This is a genomic window from Spinactinospora alkalitolerans, from assembly GCF_013408795.1.
GTDB classification, from domain to species: Bacteria; Actinomycetota; Actinomycetes; order Streptosporangiales; family Streptosporangiaceae; genus Spinactinospora; species Spinactinospora alkalitolerans.
Genome location: NZ_JACCCC010000001.1, coordinates 5,531,267 through 5,549,778 on the forward strand (window position 1 = coordinate 5,531,267; position 18,512 = coordinate 5,549,778).

At 69.6% G+C, this 18,512-nt stretch carries 16 protein-coding genes and 3 tRNA genes; 2 read left to right on the plus strand and 17 right to left on the minus strand.

The window, feature by feature from the left end:
- Positions 1 to 4 precede the first annotated feature (4 nt).
- From rpoB to HDA32_RS24675, 9 genes are all read right to left on the minus strand, one after another.
- Complete coding sequence (gene rpoB, locus HDA32_RS24635) at positions 5 to 3,472, minus strand: DNA-directed RNA polymerase subunit beta (RefSeq protein ID WP_179645445.1); 3,468 nt, start codon at positions 3,470 to 3,472, stop codon at positions 5 to 7.
- A gap of 768 nt (positions 3,473 to 4,240) precedes the next feature.
- On the minus strand, positions 4,241 to 4,627 hold the full coding sequence (rplL, locus tag HDA32_RS24640) for a 50S ribosomal protein L7/L12 (protein ID WP_179645446.1): 387 nt from the start codon (positions 4,625 to 4,627) through the stop codon (positions 4,241 to 4,243).
- A gap of 102 nt (positions 4,628 to 4,729) precedes the next feature.
- Positions 4,730 to 5,251: a 50S ribosomal protein L10 gene (rplJ, locus tag HDA32_RS24645; protein WP_179645447.1), complete on the minus strand. Its 522-nt coding sequence runs from the start codon at positions 5,249 to 5,251 to the stop codon at positions 4,730 to 4,732.
- A 329-nt stretch (positions 5,252 to 5,580) separates the two neighbouring features.
- Positions 5,581 to 6,348, minus strand: a complete 768-nt coding sequence (locus HDA32_RS24650; protein ID WP_246334474.1) for an SCO4651 family lipoprotein — start codon at positions 6,346 to 6,348, stop codon at positions 5,581 to 5,583.
- A 248-nt stretch (positions 6,349 to 6,596) separates the two neighbouring features.
- A complete protein-coding gene (gene rplA / locus HDA32_RS24655) occupies positions 6,597 to 7,295 on the minus strand; it encodes a 50S ribosomal protein L1 (protein ID WP_179645448.1) in 699 nt (232 codons plus the stop codon).
- An 82-nt stretch (positions 7,296 to 7,377) separates the two neighbouring features.
- Positions 7,378 to 7,806 (minus strand): 50S ribosomal protein L11, encoded by a 429-nt coding sequence (gene rplK / locus HDA32_RS24660; RefSeq protein ID WP_179645449.1) that lies wholly within the window; start codon positions 7,804 to 7,806, stop codon positions 7,378 to 7,380.
- 229 nt (positions 7,807 to 8,035) lie between these two features.
- On the minus strand, positions 8,036 to 8,863 hold the full coding sequence (gene nusG / locus HDA32_RS24665) for a transcription termination/antitermination protein NusG (protein WP_179645450.1): 828 nt from the start codon (positions 8,861 to 8,863) through the stop codon (positions 8,036 to 8,038).
- Between the two features lie 150 nt (positions 8,864 to 9,013).
- On the minus strand, positions 9,014 to 9,268 hold the full coding sequence (secE, locus tag HDA32_RS24670; protein WP_179645451.1) for a preprotein translocase subunit SecE: 255 nt from the start codon (positions 9,266 to 9,268) through the stop codon (positions 9,014 to 9,016).
- Positions 9,269 to 9,383: 115 nt separating this feature from the next.
- Positions 9,384 to 9,456, minus strand: a tRNA-Trp gene (locus HDA32_RS24675).
- Between the two features lie 206 nt (positions 9,457 to 9,662).
- On the opposite strand from HDA32_RS24675, the gene HDA32_RS24680 reads away from it, so the two are divergent.
- The gene (locus tag HDA32_RS24680) at positions 9,663 to 10,871 is read left to right on the plus strand and encodes a pyridoxal phosphate-dependent aminotransferase (protein ID WP_179645452.1); all 1,209 of its coding nucleotides are present in this window, start codon (positions 9,663 to 9,665) and stop codon (positions 10,869 to 10,871) included.
- Between the two features lie 139 nt (positions 10,872 to 11,010).
- Positions 11,011 to 12,039: an adenosine deaminase gene (locus tag HDA32_RS24685; RefSeq protein WP_179645453.1), complete on the plus strand. Its 1,029-nt coding sequence runs from the start codon at positions 11,011 to 11,013 to the stop codon at positions 12,037 to 12,039.
- A 43-nt stretch (positions 12,040 to 12,082) separates the two neighbouring features.
- Here HDA32_RS24685 and HDA32_RS24690 read toward each other — a convergent pair whose 3' ends face one another.
- From HDA32_RS24690 to HDA32_RS24725, 8 genes are all read right to left on the minus strand, one after another.
- Positions 12,083 to 12,673 carry a TMEM165/GDT1 family protein gene (locus HDA32_RS24690; RefSeq protein WP_179645454.1) on the minus strand — a complete coding sequence of 197 codons (591 nt, stop codon included), beginning with the start codon at positions 12,671 to 12,673 and terminating at the stop codon, positions 12,083 to 12,085.
- A gap of 483 nt (positions 12,674 to 13,156) precedes the next feature.
- Positions 13,157 to 14,227, minus strand: coding sequence for a UDP-N-acetylmuramate dehydrogenase (locus HDA32_RS24695; RefSeq protein ID WP_179645455.1), 1,071 nt, complete (start codon positions 14,225 to 14,227; stop codon positions 13,157 to 13,159).
- A gap of 102 nt (positions 14,228 to 14,329) precedes the next feature.
- A complete protein-coding gene (locus HDA32_RS24700) occupies positions 14,330 to 14,758 on the minus strand; it encodes a MaoC family dehydratase (RefSeq protein WP_179645456.1) in 429 nt (142 codons plus the stop codon).
- Positions 14,759 to 14,777: 19 nt separating this feature from the next.
- Positions 14,778 to 15,239 carry a MaoC family dehydratase N-terminal domain-containing protein gene (locus HDA32_RS24705; protein ID WP_179645457.1) on the minus strand — a complete coding sequence of 154 codons (462 nt, stop codon included), beginning with the start codon at positions 15,237 to 15,239 and terminating at the stop codon, positions 14,778 to 14,780.
- A 303-nt stretch (positions 15,240 to 15,542) separates the two neighbouring features.
- Positions 15,543 to 15,707, minus strand: coding sequence for a 50S ribosomal protein L33 (gene rpmG / locus HDA32_RS31015; protein WP_179645458.1), 165 nt, complete (start codon positions 15,705 to 15,707; stop codon positions 15,543 to 15,545).
- An 85-nt stretch (positions 15,708 to 15,792) separates the two neighbouring features.
- Positions 15,793 to 15,868: transfer RNA gene (locus HDA32_RS24715), tRNA-Met, on the minus strand.
- Between the two features lie 106 nt (positions 15,869 to 15,974).
- Positions 15,975 to 16,050: transfer RNA gene (locus HDA32_RS24720), tRNA-Thr, on the minus strand.
- Between the two features lie 121 nt (positions 16,051 to 16,171).
- Complete coding sequence (locus tag HDA32_RS24725) at positions 16,172 to 18,253, minus strand: AAA family ATPase (RefSeq protein ID WP_179645459.1); 2,082 nt, start codon at positions 18,251 to 18,253, stop codon at positions 16,172 to 16,174.
- Positions 18,254 to 18,512 lie beyond the last annotated feature (259 nt).

Sequence of the window (18,512 nt, forward strand, 5' to 3'; positions counted from 1 at the left end):
GGAATTAGACCTCTTCGACACTGCTCGGCTCGCGCCGACCCAGGTCGATTCCGAGCTCTTCCGCCGCGCGGAAAACGTCCTCATCGCTGTCGCGCATCTCGATGGACATGCCATCGCTGGAAAGCACTTCCACGTTCAGACAGAGCGACTGCATCTCCTTGATGAGCACCTTGAAGGATTCGGGGATGCCCGGCTCGGGGATGTTCTCGCCCTTGACGATGGCCTCGTAGACCTTGACCCGGCCCAGGACGTCGTCGGACTTGATGGTGAGCAGCTCCTGCAGCGCGTAGGCGGCGCCGTAGGCCTCCAGAGCCCAGACCTCCATCTCACCGAAGCGCTGACCGCCGAACTGCGCCTTGCCGCCCAGCGGCTGCTGGGTGATCATCGAGTACGGGCCGGTGGAGCGCGCGTGGATCTTGTCGTCCACCAGGTGGTGCAGCTTCAGGAAGTAGGTGTAGCCGACCGCGATCGGCTCCTTGAAGGGCTCACCGGTACGACCGTCGAACAGGCGCGCCTTGCCGTTCTCGTTGATCAGCAGATCGCCGTCGGCGTCGGGCAGGACCGAGGACAGCAGGCCGCTGAGCTCCCGCTCGGAGGCGCCGTCGAAGACCGGCGTGGCGACCTTGGAGTTCGGCGGGACGTCGTCGACGCCGATTCCGCGCAGGGAACGCTTCCAGTCCTCGTCGTCGCCCTCGATCTTCCAGCCGTTCTTGGCCAGCCAGCCGAGGTGGATCTCCATGATCTGGCCGACGTTCATGCGGCCGGGCACGCCCAGCGGGTTCAGCACGATGTCGACCGGCGTGCCGTCCTCCATGAACGGCATGTCCTCCTGCGGGAGGATCTTGGCGATGACGCCCTTGTTGCCGTGCCGGCCGGCGAGCTTGTCGCCGTCGGTGATCTTGCGCTTCTGCGCCACGTAGACGCGGACCAGCTCGTTGACGCCCGGAGGCAGCTCGTCGCCGTCCTCGCGGCTGAACACGCGCACGCCGATGACCTTGCCGGACTCGCCGTGCGGCACCTTCAGCGAGGTGTCGCGGACCTCGCGCGCCTTCTCACCGAAGATCGCGCGCAGCAGCCGCTCCTCGGGGGTCAGCTCGGTCTCGCCCTTCGGGGTGACCTTGCCGACCAGGATGTCGCCGTCGACGACCTCCGCGCCGATGCGGATGATGCCGCGGTCGTCGAGGTCGGCGAGGACCTCCTCGCTGACGTTGGGGATCTCGCGGGTGATCTCCTCCGGGCCCAGCTTGGTGTCGCGGGCGTCGACCTCGTGCTCCTCGATGTGGATCGAGGAGAGGACGTCGTCCTGGACGACGCGCTGCGAGAGGACGATGGCGTCCTCGTAGTTGTGGCCCTCCCACGACATGTAGGCCACGAGCAGGTTCTTGCCCAGCGCCATCTCACCGCTGTCGGTGCAGGGGCCGTCGGCGAGGACCTGCGCGGCCTCGACCCGCTGGCCCTCCTCGATGATCGGGCGCTGGTTGAAGCTGGTGCCCTGGTTGGTGCGCCTGAACTTGCCCACGCGGTAGGTCTTGCGCGTGCCGTCGTCGGCCATGACGGTGATGTAGTCGGCGGTGACGTCCTCGACGACACCGGCCTTCTCCGCCAGGATGACGTCGCCGGCGTCGGTCGCGGCGCGGTACTCCATGCCGGTGCCGACCAGCGGCGACTCGGCGCGCAGCAGCGGCACCGACTGGCGCTGCATGTTGGAGCCCATGAGCGCGCGGTTGGCGTCGTCGTGCTCCAGGAACGGGATCATGGCCGTCGCGACCGACACCATCTGGCGCGGCGAGATGTCCATGTAGTCGACCTCGCCGACGGCGACGGCCTCGAACTCCCCGCCCTTGCGGCGGACCAGGACGCGGTCGTCGGCGAACGTGCCGTCGGGGTTGACGGGCGTGTTCGCCTGCGCGATGACGTAGCGGTCCTCCTCGTCGGCGGTGAGGTAGGAGATCTCGTCGGTCAGGATGCCGTTGTCGACCCTGCGGTACGGGGTCTCGACGAACCCGAAGGAGTTGACCCGGCCGTAGGCGGCGAGCGAGCCGATCAGGCCGATGTTGGGGCCTTCAGGGGTCTCGATCGGGCACATGCGGCCGTAGTGCGACGGGTGGACGTCGCGGACCTCGAAGCCGGCGCGCTCACGGGACAGACCGCCCGGACCCAGCGCCGAGAGGCGCCGCTTGTGGGTCAGGCCCGCCAGGGGGTTGGTCTGGTCCATGAACTGCGACAGCTGGCTGGTGCCGAAGAACTCCTTGATGGAGGCGACGACCGGCCGGATGTTGATCAGCGTCTGCGGCGTGATGGCCTCGACGTCCTGCGTGGTCATCCGCTCGCGGACGACGCGCTCCATGCGGGCCAGGCCCAGGCGGACCTGGTTCTGGATGAGCTCGCCGACGGTGCGCAGGCGGCGGTTGCCGAAGTGGTCGATGTCGTCGGTCTCGATCGGGAACGCGCCCTGCGGGCGCTCCAGCTCCTCCTCGCCGGCGTGCAGCCGGACGAGGTAGTCGATCGTGGCGACGATGTCTTCCTCGGTCAGCGTGCCCTGGCTGAACTCGGCCTCAAGCCCCAGCTTCTTGTTGATCTTGTAGCGGCCGACCTTGGCGAGGTCGTAGCGCTTGGGGTTGAAGTAGAGGTTCTCCAGCAGGGTCTGGGCCGACTCCTTCGTGGGCGGCTCCCCCGGACGCAGCTTGCGGTAGATGTCCAGCAGCGCGTCGTCGGTGCCGGCCGTGGGGTCCTTCTCCAGCGTGTTGCGGATGGACTCGTACTGGCCGAAGCGCTCCAGGATCTGGTCGGTGGTCCAGCCCAGCGCCTTCAGCAGCACGGTGACGCCCTGCTTGCGCTTGCGGTCGATGCGGACGCCGACGAAGTCGCGCTTGTCGACCTCGAACTCCAGCCAGGCGCCCCGCGACGGGATGACCTTGCACCCGTAGAGGTCCTTGTCCGAGGTCTTGTCGACCTGGCGGTCGAAGTACACGCCCGGAGAGCGGACAAGCTGGGACACGACGACACGCTCGGTGCCGTTGATGATGAACGTGCCTTTGGCGGTCATGAGCGGGAAGTCGCCCATGAACACCGTCTGGCTCTTGATCTCACCGGTTTCGTTGTTGATGAACTCCGCCGTGACGAACATCGGGGCGGAGTAGGTCATGTCCTTGTCCTTGCACTCCTCTTCGGAGTACTTGGGCGGCTCGAAGCGATGGTCGCGGAACGACAGCGACATCGTGCCCGAGAAGTCCTCGATGGGACTGATCTCCTCGAAGATCTCTTCGAGGCCAGACTGCTCCGGAACGTCCTTACGGCCCGCGTCACGGGCCGCCTCGACTCGGGCACGCCACTTCTCGTTGCCGAGCAGCCAGTCGAAGGACTCGGTCTGCAGGGCGAGAAGGTTCGGGACCTCGAGTGGTTCCTGAATGCGGGCGAAGGAAACGCGGTTCGGACCAAGGGCGTTAGCGGAGGCGTTGCGCGAGGCTGCCAACAGGGGTCCTTCCGAAGGCTTGTGGCGGTTGATGCGCGCGCACGCCGGACGACCCTGAACTCTGAAGGACCGACAGACAGGGACGGTTCTTCACGACGGCTGAGAACGTATCGTGGGGCCCGGATCCAGCAGGATTTCAAGCAGAAAACGGGCACGAGGTACGGGCTCTGGCACAGGAGTCGTCAAAGGGCAGCGCAAAAGGGCAGTGTAGCCGAATACTACACCGCTGTCCAACAGCAACCCTCGGAGTCAGTCACGACACCACGCAGCATCGCTCCAACAGGCGGATCCGTCAAGCCCAGATCCGACAGAACGCCCCATTCCCCCTCAGTGAGAGGACCCACAGGCCGGACAGGTGTGAGCCAGTCGACATCGGGGAAAGATGTTCCTTCCCGCATACAGCTCCTCCCTCTGATCCTGACCTTGAGATCCAACACCGGTTCCAGGGGGTCTTGAAGTTCGGCCATAGAAGGGATCCGCGGTGACCGGGCGATCCTCTCGTGCGCCGAAGGCCCCTCAAAGGATCGCCCCGGCGCCGCGCCCCCCGCGCCGCCACCGTGATCGCCAGGCCGAAACCATGGTGTCGGCCTGTGCCGACGACGTCGGCGTGCGCTTCGCGCGTGTGAGGGCGATTTACCGTCCACGGGCCCGGCGGCCACGCGAGAGAATCGCCCGACCGCGCGCCTGTCCCATCCTGGGGTCGAGGTCAAAACCCAAAGAGGCGGCCGCCCCCGAAGGGACGACCGCCCGCGCGCAGCCGGGTGACGACTACTTGAGGGTGATGGTGGCGCCGGCGCCCTCGAGGGCCTCCTTGGCCTTGTCCGCGGTCTCCTTGTTGACGCCCTCGAGCAGCGGCTTGGGAGCGTTGTCGACCAGGTCCTTGGCCTCCTTGAGACCCAGGCTCGTGAGGCTGCGGACCTCCTTGATGACCTGGATCTTCTTGTCGCCGGCGGACTCCAGGACGACGTCGAACTCGCTCTGCTCCTCCTCGGGGGCGGCCTCGCCGCCGCCACCACCCGGAGCGGCGACGACCGCGGCCGGGGCGGCGGCGGTGACGTCGAACTTCTCCTCGAACTGCTTCACGAAGTCCGAGAGCTCCAGCAGGGTCATCTCCTCGAACGCGCCGAGCAGCTCTTCGGTGCTGAGCTTCGCCATGGTTGCGATCTCTCTTTCTCTTCCGGCGCGGCCGCCCCTTGGCGCCGCACCGAGGCTTTCGGGCACCGGCGCACGCGGCGCGCCGGCGGGGTTCTGGGGTTCTTAGGCTTCCGCTCGCTTGTCGTGCAGTGCCTGGGCCAGGCGCACGGTCTTGGACGGCAGCGCCTGGAACAGGGCAGCGGCCTGACCCTGCTTGCCCTTCAGCGCACCGGCCAGCTTCGAGAGCAGAACCTCGCGGGACTCAAGGTCGGCCAGCCTGGTGATCTCCTCCGGCGTCATCGACCTGCCGTCGATCACACCGCCCTTGATCACCAGCGGCGGGTTCGCCCTGGCGAAGTCACGCAGACCCTTGGCCGCCTCGACCACATCGCCCTTGACGAAGGTGATGGCGGAGGGGCCCTCGAACAGGTCCAGGACCTGCTCGTCCAGACCGGCCTCGTTGGCGGCGATCTTGGTCAGCGTGTTCTTCACGACGCGGAACCGCGCGTTCTGGCCGAGGCTGCGGCGCAGTTCGGTGACCTGCGCGACAGTGAGCCCACGGTACTCGGTCAGCACGGCACCCTCCGAGCTCTGGAATTCCTCCTTGAGCTCGGCGACCGCGGCTGCCTTATCCGGCCTCGCCATGGGACTCCTTCCAACAGTGAACACCGGTCCAAGGAGCCATCCGAGTGGGCGCGCGCATGAAAAACGCCCCGGCGCAGGCGCACGGGGCTCGACGGGATCACGTGCACGAGGGCACGCGTGATCGCAGCTCACTCCACACCTGCGCGGGCCGCCCATTCGCATGGGACCTTAGGTCACCCGACGGGTGACGACCGGCGGTCTTCGGCAGTTACCAATGTTAGCCGATGCCCGGGAGTGAGTGGGACGTGCACGGTCCGGTGGACCGGTGCGGGGGTCAGGTGGCCGGCGAACGCGCCGGATGCGTTCGCCGGCTTCCGGAGCGGGTGCCGCTAATTCATGTCGCCCATGTCGCCCAGGTCGCCCATGAGGTCGTCCATGTCGCCGATCTGGTCCGCGCTCGGGTACTCGATCTCGACGGGCTGGTTGAACTCCAGGAAGTCCATGGTGCTGGTGAAGTCACCGGCCTCGCTGCTCACCCTGCGCGGCAGGCCCTCGTCGTCCACCCACACCTCGAACGCCATCTCGCTGACGCCCGACTGGGAGTACAGCTGCTGCGCCGACTCCTTGGCGTCGGCGTCGTCGATGTTCTCCAGTGCCTGGTCGACGCTGTAGGTCCCGGTGTACTTGGTCGTGGATACGCCGTTGACCTCCTCGGATCCGGCCTCCTCGATGCCCTCGCCGGCGAGCAGCTTCTCCAGTTCGGCCATCGGGTCCTGGGGCTGCTGGGTGCCCTCTGCCGCGCTCGACCGCAGCCACGCGGGGCCTCCCATGGAGGGGTCGCCCTCCACCAGGATCTCGTCACCGCGCATCAGCACCCTGCTGGTGCCGCTCGTGCCGAGGTCCATCGTTATCTCGTAGGTGGGCTCGGGGGTGCCGGAGTAGGTGATCTCCTGGGTCATCTCGGTGGCCTGCCCCTGCATGCTGCCCGACGTCGTCATCTCGGCACGGTAGCTCTCGACCTCGCGCGTCTGGCTCACCAGGTTGGAGAGCACCTCCGTGACGCTCGCACCGCCCGCCGCGCCGGGGAGGGCCGAACACCCCGCGACGACCATTGCCAAACCACTGCCCGCGACGGCGACGGCGAACTTTCGCAGCATCGATCAAACTCCAAAGACGTCTCGTTCGTGACCGGCCTGTTGACCTGCCCGAATCATGCGACGTGTCGCCCCGGGCAACGGTTCCACCGCTTTTCGCCGGATCGGGCCGGGTGGACGGCGGGCGGGGGCATGCATGGAGGCCGCATGGAGGGCGCGGGCGCGAAAAAGGGCGCCCCGGCTCGGATCCTCCGAGCCGGGGCGCCCCCGCTGCCCTCGATCGCCGCGCCGCGGCGCCGCGGACGCGCCGACTAGGCGACGGCGCGCGCCGCGTTCGGGTCCACCGGGATGCCGGGGCCCATCGTGGTGGTCAGCGTGGCCTTCTTGACGTAGCGGCCCTTGGCGGCCGACGGCTTGAGCCGCAGCACCTCGTCCAGGGCGGCCTGGTAGTTCTCGATGAGCTGCTGCTCGCCGAAGGAGGCCTTGCCGATGATGAAGTGCAGGTTGCCGTGCCGGTCGACCCGGAACTCGATCTTGCCGCCCTTGATGTCGCTGACGGCCTTGGCGACGTCGGGGGTGACGGTGCCGGTCTTGGGGTTGGGCATGAGGCCGCGCGGACCGAGCACCCGGCCCAGGCGACCGACCTTGCCCATCAGGTCCGGGGTGGCCACGACCGCGTCGAAGTCGAGGAAGCCCTTCTGGATCTCCTCGACGAGGTCGTCGTCGCCGACGTAGTCGGCGCCCGCGGCGCGGGCCTGCTCGGCACGGTCACCGGTGGCGAAGACCAGGACCCGAGCGGTCTTGCCGGTGCCGTGCGGCAGGTTGACGGTGCCGCGGACCATCTGGTCGGCCTTGCGCGGGTCGACGCCCAGGCGCAGGGCGATCTCGACGGTCGGGTCGAACTTGACGGAGATGGTCTCCTTGGCGAGCTTGACGGCCTCGACCGGCGCGTACAGCCGGTCGCGGTCCACCTGCTCGGAGGCCTTGCGGTGGTTCTTGCTGCGCTTCACTGAAAACTCCTGTTTCAAGGGGCCTGTGGTGTGCGGGCCAGCGCCTGGCCCTGCCACGGAGGACGGACGGCGCCGCAGGGCGCTACTTGACCTCGATGCCCATGGAACGGGCGGTGCCGGCGACGATCTTCTCGGCGGATTCGAGGTCACCGGTGTTGAGGTCGGGCAGCTTGGTCTGCGCGATCTCGCGCACCTGGTCGCGGGTGATGGAACCCGCGGTGCTGCGGCTCGGGGTCGTGGCGCCCTTGTCCAGGCCGGCGGCCTTGAGGATGAGCTTCGGGGCCGGCGGCGTCTTGGTGACGAAGCTGAACGACCGGTCCTCGAAGATGGTGATCTCTACGGGGATGACGTTGCCGCGCTGGGCTTCGGTGGCAGCGTTGTACTGCTTGCAGAAGTCCATGATGTTGACGCCGTGCGGGCCGAGGGCGGTACCGACCGGCGGAGCCGGGGTGGCCTGTCCTGCGGGCAGTTGAACCTTGACGAGCGCCGCGATCTTCTTCTTCGGAGGCATTTCGGGTCCTTTGCCGGATTTGCTGTGTGTTGTGGGTCCCTCGTCCCCGCGCCGCGGAGACGGCGCGGGTCCGGCCCGACCGGCAGGGAGTCGGACCGAGGTCCACCTACCACCTGCGTGGAGAGCCGCGCGTCCGCCGGGACCCGGGCGGATCGCGAATAAGCCCCGCCGAGGGCGGGGCACGGTGGGTCGGCCCCGAAGGGCGGACCCACCAAGTCTACGCGCTGGATCAGATCTTCGAGACCTGGTTGAACGCCAGCTCCACCGGGGTCTCACGGCCGAAGATCGAGACGAGCACCTTGAGCTTCTGGGTGTCGGGGTTGATCTCGCTGACCGTGGCGGGCAGCGTGGCGAACGGGCCCTCCATGACGGTCACGGACTCGCCGACCTCGTAGGCGACGTCGGAGCGGGCCTCGGTCTCCTTCTTCTTGGTCTGCTCGGCCTCTTCCTCCGGCTCCGGGGCGAGGAGGTCGGCGACCTCCTGGATGCTCAGCGGAGCGGGGCGGTTGGACAGACCGACGAAGCCGGTGACGCCGGGCGTGTTGCGGACCGCCGCCCAGGACTCGTCGATGAGGTCCATGCGCACCAGGACGTAGCCGGGCAGGACCTTCTCGGTGACCTGCTGGCGCTTGCCGCTCTTGACCTCGGTGACCTCCTGCGTGGGCACCTCGACCTGGAAGATGTAGTCCTCCATGTTGAGCGACTGGGTGCGGCTCTCGACGTTGGCCTTCACCCGGTTCTCGTAGCCCGCGTAGGTGTGCACCACGTACCAGTCGCCCGGCAGCATGCGCAGCTCGATCTTGAACTCTTCGACGGGGTCGAGCCTGGGGACCGCGTCCTCTTCGCTCTCCTCGGCCTCTTCGGCCTCGGCGTCCTCCGCCTGCTCGGCGTCCGCTTCGAGCTCGGTCTCCTCGGCACCGGCCGCCTCGGTCGTTTCGGGCGCCTCGGCCGCTTCAGCAGCATCCGCCTGCTCGGCTCGCGGGCCGGTCTCTTCCGCCGACGACTGATCCCGCTCCTCGGTGGGGAGGTCGCCAGAGGTCAGTGGGGAGTCGGACACGGCTGCTCTTTCTCTCGTCGGATACACGCTCTCGGCTGGCACAACAATGAACACGGCCAGCGCCGGCAATGCCAGCTTACGGTCTTGGCCGACGAAATGTGACCAACGTGCCGCGATGACCCGGGCGTGGTCCCGGGGAGGCGGCTGCGATCAGGAGGTGCCGGTGCCGGCGACGGTGGAGTAGAGCCAGGTGACCCCTTCACCGAAGCCGAAGTCGAGCAGCGAGATGTAGCCGACCATCATGACCACGAAGACCATGACCACGATCGTGTAGGTGATCAGCTCACGGCGGGTGGGCCAACGGACCTTTCGGAGCTCGCCGACGACCTGCTTGGTAAAGGTCACCGGACCGGTACGACGCTTGCGCTCCTTCTCGGGCTTGGCGTCGGCGTCAGTCTGTGTCACCTGAGGTCCTTAGGGATTCGACGGTCACTGGACGCTTCCGGGCGGACGGCCTCCTCAGCCGGGCGCTCATTCCACTCGCTCACTCGGACTTGCCGCGCACTCGGGAGTGCTCTTGCAGGGCAGGAGGGACTCGAACCCCCAACCGCCGGTTTTGGAGACCGGTGCTCTTCCAATTGAGCCACTGCCCTTGGGTACCGCGTGGTTCCCACGATAGCCGGTTCCGGAGCGTGCTGCGCGCGAATAATCGGGCGGGCGGCCCGTTCCCGGTCCATCGACTGCCAGAGTCTATGCCCTATCCGCGTCCGGGACCAAGTCGCGGCGGGCTGTGTTCCCCGTTCCCCCTGTTCGCCCCCTTGACACAAATGTCTTGGCCCCACATGGAAACATGGGTCACATGACTGACCGACCCCGTATCTCCGCACGCATCGGCGGCATTTCCGAGTCAGCGACCCTGGCGGTGGACGCGAAGGCCAAGGCCATGAAGGCCGAAGGCCGGCCCGTCATCGGCTTCGGCGCCGGGGAGCCCGACTTCCCGACACCCGACTACATCGTCGAGGCCGCGGCGCAGGCGTGCCGCGAACCCCGCTTCCACCGGTACACGCCGGCGGGCGGCCTGCCCGAGCTGAAGGAGGCCATCGCGACCAAGACCCTGCGCGACTCCGGCTACCGGGTGGAGCCGAGCCAGGTCCTGGTGACCAACGGCGGCAAGCAGGCCATCTACGAGGCGTTCGCCACACTGCTCGACCCGGGTGACGAGGTCATCGTCGTCGCGCCGTACTGGACGACCTACCCCGAGTCGATCAAGCTGGCCGGCGGCGTCCCGACCTACGTCGTCACCGACGAGTCCACCGGCTACCTCGCGAGCGTCGAGCAGTTGGAGGCCGCCCGCACCGAGCGCTCCAAGGTGCTGGTGTTCGTCTCCCCGTCCAACCCGACGGGCGCCGTCTACTCCCCGGAGCAGGTCCGCGAGATCGGCCGGTGGGCGGCCGAGAAGGGCCTGTGGGTCCTCACCGACGAGATCTACGAGCACCTGGTCTACGGCGACGCCCGGTTCGCCTCGATGCCGGCGGAGGTGCCCGAGATCGCCGACCGCACGATCGTGGTCAACGGCGTGGCCAAGACCTACGCGATGACCGGCTGGCGTGTGGGGTGGATCGTCGGCCCCAAGGACGTCGTCAAGGCGGCGGGCAACCTGCAGTCGCACGCCACGTCCAACGTCGCCAACGTCTCGCAGGTCGCGGCGCTGGCCGCCGTCTCAGGCGACCTCAGCGCCGTGGACGAGATGCGCACCGCCTTCGACCGCCGCCGCAGGACCATCGTCCGGATGCTCAACGAGATCCCCGGTGTGGTCTGCCCCGAGCCGCAGGGCGCGTTCTACGCCTACCCGTCGGTCAAGGACGTCATCGGCCGGGAGGTGCGCGGCCGGCGCCCGCAGAGCTCCACCGAACTGGCCGAGCTGATCCTGGAGCAGGCCGAGGTCGCCGTGGTTCCGGGCGAGGCGTTCGGCACCCCCGGCTACCTCCGGCTGTCCTACGCGCTGAGCGACGCCGACCTCACCGAGGGCGTGAGCCGCATCGCCAAGCTGCTGAGTGAGGCGCGGTAGCCGGATCCGGCCGGTCCCGCGCGCGAAGGACCGGTGCCCCTTCTCCGTTGCTCGCCCCGGCGTCCGCCCGACGCCGGGGCGAGCGGTTTTTCGCGGGACGGCTGACGACGGCGGGGCCGGTTTGCGGCACCCTTGTGTCATGCAACGCCCGATCACCCTGCTGCCCAAGGCCCACCTCCACCTGCACTTCACCGGGTCGATGCGGCACTCCACCCTGGTGGAGCTCGCCGACCTGCGCGGAGTGCACCTCCCCCAGGCGCTCGTGGACGAGTGGCCGCCGAAGCTGAGAGCCGTCGACGAACGAGGCTGGTTCCGCTTCCAGCGGCTCTACGACATCGCCCGGTCGGTGCTGAAGACGCCCGATGACATGTACCGGCTGCTGCTGGAGGCCGCACAGGACGAGCGCGCGGCCGGGTCGGGGTGGCTGGAGATCCAGGTGGACCCCAGCGGCTACGCCTCCCGGTTCGACGGGCTCACCGCGGCGCTGGAGCTCGTGCTGGACGCCGCCCGCAGCGCGGAGCGTGAGACGGGCGTGGGCATCGGGATCATGGTCGCGGCCAATCGCACCAAGCACCCGTTGGACGCCAAGGCGCTGGCCCGGCTCGCGTCCCAGTACGCGGGCAGGGGCGTCGTCTCGTTCGGGTTGAACAACGACGAGCGCCGCGGCCGGGCGCTGGAGTTCGAGGGCGCGTTCCGGATCGCCCGCCGGGCCGGTCTGCTGCTGGCGCCGCACGGCGGCGAGCTGGAGGGGCCGCGCAGCGTACGGGAGTGCCTGGACATGCTGGAGGCCGACCGGATCGGCCACGGCGTGCGCGCGATCGAGGACCCCTACCTGGTGGAGCGGGTCGCCACCCAGGAGGTGACCCTGGAGGTCTGCCCGAGCTCCAACGTCGGCCTGGGCGTCGTGCAGGACGTGTCGCACGTGCCGCTGCGCCGCCTGTTCGACGCCGGCGCCCCGATCGCCCTGGGCACCGACGACCCGCTGCTGTTCGGTCCCCGGCTGGCCGAGCAGTACGAGATCGCCAGGGACGTCTTCGGGTTCTCCGACGCCGAGCTCGCCGAGCTCGCGCGGATGTCGATCAGGGGCGCGGCAGCGCCCGACGGCCGCAAGAAGGAGCTGCTGGCCGGCGTGGACTCCTGGCTGACCACAGCGCCGGAGGACTTCTGAGCCCGGCGGCCGGCGCCCCGCCGACCGCGGCGGCGGAGGGGCGTCAGAACGCCACCATCCGCACGCCCTGGAACACCATTGCGGCGCCGGCCAGGAAGAACAGCAGCGCCGCGCCGACCTGAACGGCACGTTCGGGGAGCTTCTTGCCCAGCGCGGCGCCCAGCGCGATCGCGATGCCGTCGGCGAGCACCATGCCGACGGTGGAGCCGACCCATACCGGGAGCCAGTCGTACCGGGTGCCGACGGTGATCGTGGCGAGCATCGTCTTGTCGCCCAGTTCGGCGACGAAGAAGACCACGCAGACGGTCACGAAGGCGGAGCGGATGCGCCGGGAGGCGGCGCGCTCCTCGTCCTTGTCGGTGAGTTCGTCGCCGCGCAGGGTCCAGACGCCGAAGAGGACGAACGCGACACCGGCGGCCAGGGTCACCCAGTCGGTGGGGATGGCCATGCCCAGGACCTCGGCGATGAGCACGCTGAACCCGTGCACGACGAGGGTCGCGGCGGTGATGCCCAGCACGACGGTGAGCGCCCGGTAGCGGGTCGCCAGTGACATCGCCACGAGCTGGGTCTTGTCGCCCATCTCGGCGATGAAGATGGCCGCCGCGCTGAAACCGAGCGCCGTGAGGAATTCCACCGGATCCTCTGCCCTTCGAGTCGTCTTTTCGGACAGAAGCAAAAGGCGGACGCCACGCTTCGGCCCGATAGTCCCACCGGGCCGAAGGTCTCGTCCGCCTGAGAGGTTCGAGGCTCGTGTGACCGGGCTATCACCTGCACTGACAGGGGCCGGTCTGTCGATCACACGAATTGGGGACTACTCCCCTTCGACGCGTCCGACTTTAGCAAAAAATCCAGAGAGCGCAATTCATTGATTAACCGATGAAATGCCGCAGAGATTCCGAATAAACGAGTTCGGCGCGCCTAAGAAAATGCGGAGGAACACCGAAAAGGGGGTCCGGACCGGTGACGGGGGCCGGGGGCCGTGGTCACAGTTCTTTCGTTCGCCCCTGGTGACCTGGGCAGGCTGCCGTCAGCGCCGGCGCGCTGACAGCAGCGCCACCAGGCCCGCACGGGCCCGGCCAAGACCTGGAAACAGTCCCGGCCTTCTCCCGTCAGCGACCTAGAGGCTGACGCCCACCATGACCGGTTCGTTGACCAGCGTCACGCCGAATGCCTCGGCCACCCCCGCCCGCACCTCGCGGGCCAGGTCCAGCAGGTCCGCGGCCGTGGCGCCGCCCGTGTTGGTCAGGGCCAGGGTGTGCTTGGTGGAGATGCGCGCCGGGCCCGTTCCGTGGCCCTTGGCGAAGCCGGCCCGGTCGATCAGCCACGCGGCCGAGGTCTTCACCCTGCCGTCGGCGTCGGGATAGGCCGGCGGTTCGACATCGGGCCCCAGCCGCTCGGCGACCCGCTTGCGGAACTCGGTGAACTCCGCGGGGCCGAGGACGGGGTTGGTGAAGAACGAGCCGGCGCTGCGGCTGTCGGGGTCGGCCGGGTCGACGACCATGCCCTTGCCGCGGCGCAGTTCGAGCACGGCCCGGCGGGCGTCGGCCAGCGGCACCCGGTCGCCGACCTCGACGCCGAGCCTCCCGGCGAGTTCGGCGTAGCGCACGGGGCGGCTGAGGTCGGAGCGGGTCAGCTCGAACACGACCTCGCACACCACGTAGCGGTCGCCGCCCTTGAAGGCGCTGTCGCGGTAGGCGAAGCCGCAGTCGGCGTTGCCCAGCGTGCGGCGCTCGCCGCGCTCGCGGTCGTAGACCAGGACCTCGGTGACGGTCTGGCCGACCTCCTGGCCGTAGGCGCCGACGTTCTGGATCGGGGTGGAGCCCACCCGGCCGGGGATCCCGGACAGGCACTCGATCCCGCTCAGGCCGTCGGCGACGCAGCGCTCGACCAGCGGCTCCCACTCCACTCCGGCCTCGGCGCGGACCGCCACGGCGCCGTCGGCGCGGGGCTCCGGCACGACGCCCTGGGAGTCGACGTGCACGACCGTGCCGGGGAACCCCGCATCGCCGATGACGAGGTTGCTGCCGCCGCCCAGGATCAGCAGCGGCTCCCCCGCGGCGTCGGCCGCGGTCACCGCGGCGACCAGTTCGTCGGTGGTGCGGGCGGTGGCGAACGTCGCGGCGGGACCGCCGAGCCCCAGTGTGGTGTAGTCGGCCAGCGAGACGTTGCGGACGGGAACAGCGGACACGGCGTTACCTCTGGTCGGACGGGAGACAGGGGGCCGCGGCCGTCCGGAGGGCGCCGACGGATCGCCGGCGGCCGCGTCCGGAGAGACCGGCGGCGGGGACGGTCAGGCCAGCCGGACGACGGCGCTGGAGCGGGCCAGGACCTTGGCGCCGCCCGAGCGGGCGGTGATGGCGACCACGACCTGGTTGTCGTCGCGCTTCTCGGAGACGGCGCCGCTCACCACGATCTCGGCGCCGTTGTCGTCGTCGGGCACCACGACGGGCGCGGAGAAGCGCACCCCGTACTCCACGACCGCGCCGGGGTCGCCCACCCAGTCGGTGACGAGCCGGCCGGCCTCCGCCATCGTGAACATGCCGTGCGCGATGACGTCGGGCAGGCCGACGGACTTGGCGACGCGCTCGTTCCAGTGGATCTCGTTGAAGTCGCCGGAGGCCCCGGCGTAGCGGACGAGGTCGAGGCGGCGGACCGGGTAGGTCTGCTCGGGCAGCTCGGTGCCCACCTCGACGTCGGCGTAACGGACGTTGGCGGTCATTCGGACGCTCCCCGCTTCCCTACTTCTCGGCCTTCTCGGCGCCGCCGCGCACCACGAGCATGTTGACGGCGGTGACGACGTGCTCCCCCTCGACGGTGGAGACGTCGCTCTCCAGCGTCAGCATCTCGCTGCGCCCCAGGGCCCTGATCTGGGAGATCCTGGTCACCGCCGTGACGACGTCGCCGGCCTGCAGCGGGCGGCTGTAGCGGAAGCTCTGGTCGCCGTGCACGACCATCGAGAAGTCCAGGCGCAGCTCGGGGTCGACGACGGCCTGGTGCATGCCCTCCGTGCCCACGATGACGGGGAACGTGGGCGGCGCGATGACGTCGGTGTAGCCCGCGGCCTTGGCCGCGGCGGTGTCCCGGTAGACGGGGTTGGGGTCGCGGATCGCGTCGGCGAACTCCCGGATCTTGCCCCGGGTCACCTCGTAGGGCTCGGGGGACTCGTACACCCGCCCCAGCAGGTCGTGGTTGATCGCCATGGACTCCCTCTCATCGATGTCTGAGATCGGGCTCACACAGGGGGTCGGCCGTCGCGGTGCGCGCAAGCCACCGGCGGCACGGTGGATCCGAGCCCTGAAAGCCCCGCCTCGCCCCGCGGACCCGTCGGTCGGACATCAGTCGGCTCCGTTGTCCCGCCACGCCGGGCCGCTCGACGGACCCTCACACAGTAATAGCCCAGCGAGCGGGAAGCGCTCACTGGGCTATTCGCGCGGGCCGTGCGGCCCCGTGGTCCGTCGCCGCGCCGCGGCCGCCGCCGGTGTTCGCCCGAGGGGCGAAGGAGACTAGCGGGTCTCCTTGTGGCCCCGGTGGGTGCGGCAGTTCGGGCAGTACTTCTTGATCTCAAGACGGTCGGGCGTGTTCCGACGGTTCTTACGCGTGATGTAGTTACGGTGCTTGCACTCCTGGCAGGCCAGGGTGATCTTCGGCCTCACGTCGGTGGCAGCCACGTTGGAGTGCCTTTCTCGCTGACAACATACGAACACTGAAAAAGACCCGCGTTGACCCCTGATGTGGAGCCAGGGGTCGCGCAGGTGGTAGCGGAGGCCGGACTTGAACCGACGACACAGCGATTATGAGCCGCTTGCTCTACCGACTGAGCTACTCCGCCTGGAGCCGGGGTGCCGGACCTCTTCGAGAATACCGGAACCCGTTCAGACCGGCGAATGAGATTTCCGCCGGTCACCCACCTGAGTGGACCGGACGCCGTCAAGTGGTGGAGCCCCTTTACGGAATCGAACCGTAGACCTTCTCCTTACCATGGAGACGCTCTGCCGACTGAGCTAAAGGGGCACGCTCCTGCGGCTTCTCCCCTTCCGGGGTTCCGCCCTTCGCGTGTTCATGACTATACAGGCCTCCGGGGGTGCACTGCCAAATCGAACGGCGGCCCGGGCGGACACGACCCGGGAACCCTTCAATCCGCGACCCAGACGTTGGACATCGCGTCGCGCTGGATCATGCGGATCCGCGCCGGCAGGCCCAGCCGCCGCAGCGCGTCGGGCAGCCGGGTGTCGTGGGTGAACACGATGAGCTGGCGGTGCCGGCCGACCTCGGCGAGCACGGCCGACAGCCCCTCCACGGTCTCGGTGTCCATGGCCTGCACCGGATCGTCCAGGACCAGGAATCCGAAGGGATTGCCCGTGGCCAGGGTGCGCGGCAGGCAGATGGACAGCGCGAGCGCCTGGAACTCGCCCTGGCTGAGCAGCCCGGGCGCGTTGCCCGCGCCGTCGGCGCCGTCGACGCTGACGTCCACGGCCACCCGCCGCTGCGCGCCCCGGCCGACCAGCCGCAGGGCCTCCAGGTCGATGTGGCGTTCCTGACGCAGCCGCTGCCAGACCTTCTCCGCCTGGGAGGCCAGCGGGCGCAGCCGCTCCGCCCGGATCTCGCGGGCCAGCCCGGTGAACCAGTTCAGGGCCTGCTCGGCCGGGCGCAGGGTCTCGCGGGCGCGCACGGCCTGCCTGGCGTCCTCGACCCACGCGCCCACCTGCTCGGCGAGCTCCGCCCAGCCGTCCGTGGGATCGGCGAGCCGTTCGGTTGCGGCCTTGCGGGCCGCGATCGCGGTGGAGCGCAGTCGGCGGCCCACGTTCTCGATGTGGTCGGCGAGCTCGGTCGGGTCGGCCAGGTCCGAACCGGCGGCCCACTGCTCCCAGATCCGGCCGAGGTCGCTGTCGGGCGGGAGCCAGGAGGGCGGCGGCGCCATCAGGAACCGGGCCTGGTCCCTGGCGTTCTCGGCGCGGTCGTAGGCCGCCGCCGCGCTCGCGGCCACCGGCTCCAGCGCGGCGATCTCGGTGCGGGCGCGCCGCGCCCAGTCGGCCCCGAAGGCGTTCTCGGTCCCGCAGGCCGGGCAGGTGGACTCGGCCGGGTGGCGCTCGTGGTGCGCCATGGCCTGGCGCAGCAGTTCGACGACGCTGCGCGCCCGCGCGCCCTTGGTGCCCGAGGCCATCGCGATCTCCATGGCGGCGCCGCGCAGCTCGTTGACGACGTCGGCCATGAGCGCGCGCTCGGGGACGGCGAGCCGCCGCAGCCGGCGCAGGACGACCTGCTGGGCCGGGTCGGCGGGCCCGTCGTCGGCGGCGATGACGGCGAGCCGGTCGAGGTCGATGGAGGGGGCCTGCAGGATCTCCAGGGCGCGCCCGGCCCGCGGGTCGTCCCCGGCGCGCAACTGCTCGACGAGGTAGGGCAGGTCGCGGCTCGGGCGGCGCTCCTGCTTGGCCAGCCGGTCGCAGGCGCGGGCCAGCCTGCGCTCGGCCTCGGCCAGGTCGGTGAGGCCGAGCAGGGCGGTGAGCGTGTCGTAGAGCTCGGCCGCCCGGCCGGTGACGGTGCGCCCCAGCTCGTCGTAGGAGAGGAAGGGGCGGTAGCGCACGAGCTCCTCGCCCCACCCCAGGTTGGCCAGCGAACCGGTCTCGCCGGAGGGCAGCTCCACCCGGCCCCGCGCCGAGCGCACGCTGTCGCCGGTCCAGGAGCGGGTGACGCGGGCGGTGTCGGTCTCACCGGAGAGCTGGAGTTCGACGGTGATCTCGGTGCGGTCGTCGAAGTGCAGGTTGCGCCATCCGTCGCGCCACGCCGTGGGCATGGCGTCCCAGCGCAGGTTGCGGCCGGTGAGCGCGGCCTCGACGGCCTCGGCGAAGCTGGACTTGCCCGAGCCGTTGCGGCCGACGATGACGGTCAGCCCCGGGCCCGGCGGGAACTCCAGGGACGCCGCGCGGCCGATGCCGCGGAAGCCCTGCACCTCGACGCGGCTGAGGTAGCAGCGCCGCGGCCGCGGGGCGGCGGGCGCCGGCTCGGCCGGCAGCGGCAGTTCGGGGTCGTCCCCCTGCACGCACACCGCCAGGGCGTCGTCACCGTGCAGGGCCGCGGCGACCCATTGCCGGGCCACCGGGTCCAGCGGCGAGCGCGCGAGGCGCTCCCACACCGAACCGGTCGGGGCGCTCCCGCCGCGCCGCCGCCGCGGAGCCTCTTCGGCGGACGCTGCGAACGCCTCATGGGCCGTCGTCACGTCGTCACCACACCCGCTTCATCGTCGACTTCGCCTCTGAGAGTAGGACAGGTCCGGCCGAACCAGATAGGGCGGCGTCCGAGATGGGCGGCCGCGGCCCAGGGGGTCGCATGGCCTCCCGCACCCCGGGGTGTCTTGGACCCCGCTCCCTTAGGGTGGCGGAAACCGTGGCCCAGGGGTTTTAAGGACCGCCCCAGGACGGAGCGGAGCCCCGCCTTGGGTGCGCACCGACACCGTGGTCTCGGTCTGGCGCGCAAAG

What these genes read in the sequence shown, in the direction of transcription:
- rplL (WP_179645446.1), bottom strand. Translation starts at nt 4,627, where the DNA reads ATGGCGAAGCTCAGCACCGAAGAGCTGCTCGGCGCGTTCGAGGAGATG.
- rplJ (WP_179645447.1), bottom strand. Translation starts at nt 5,251, where the DNA reads ATGGCGAGGCCGGATAAGGCAGCCGCGGTCGCCGAGCTCAAGGAGGAA.
- HDA32_RS24650 (WP_246334474.1), bottom strand. Translation starts at nt 6,348, where the DNA reads ATGCTGCGAAAGTTCGCCGTCGCCGTCGCGGGCAGTGGTTTGGCAATG.
- rplK (WP_179645449.1), bottom strand. Translation starts at nt 7,806, where the DNA reads ATGCCTCCGAAGAAGAAGATCGCGGCGCTCGTCAAGGTTCAACTGCCC.
- HDA32_RS24680 (WP_179645452.1), top strand. Translation starts at nt 9,663, where the DNA reads ATGACTGACCGACCCCGTATCTCCGCACGCATCGGCGGCATTTCCGAG.
- HDA32_RS24685 (WP_179645453.1), top strand. Translation starts at nt 11,011, where the DNA reads ATGCAACGCCCGATCACCCTGCTGCCCAAGGCCCACCTCCACCTGCAC.
- HDA32_RS24700 (WP_179645456.1), bottom strand. Translation starts at nt 14,758, where the DNA reads ATGACCGCCAACGTCCGTTACGCCGACGTCGAGGTGGGCACCGAGCTG.
- HDA32_RS24705 (WP_179645457.1), bottom strand. Translation starts at nt 15,239, where the DNA reads ATGGCGATCAACCACGACCTGCTGGGGCGGGTGTACGAGTCCCCCGAG.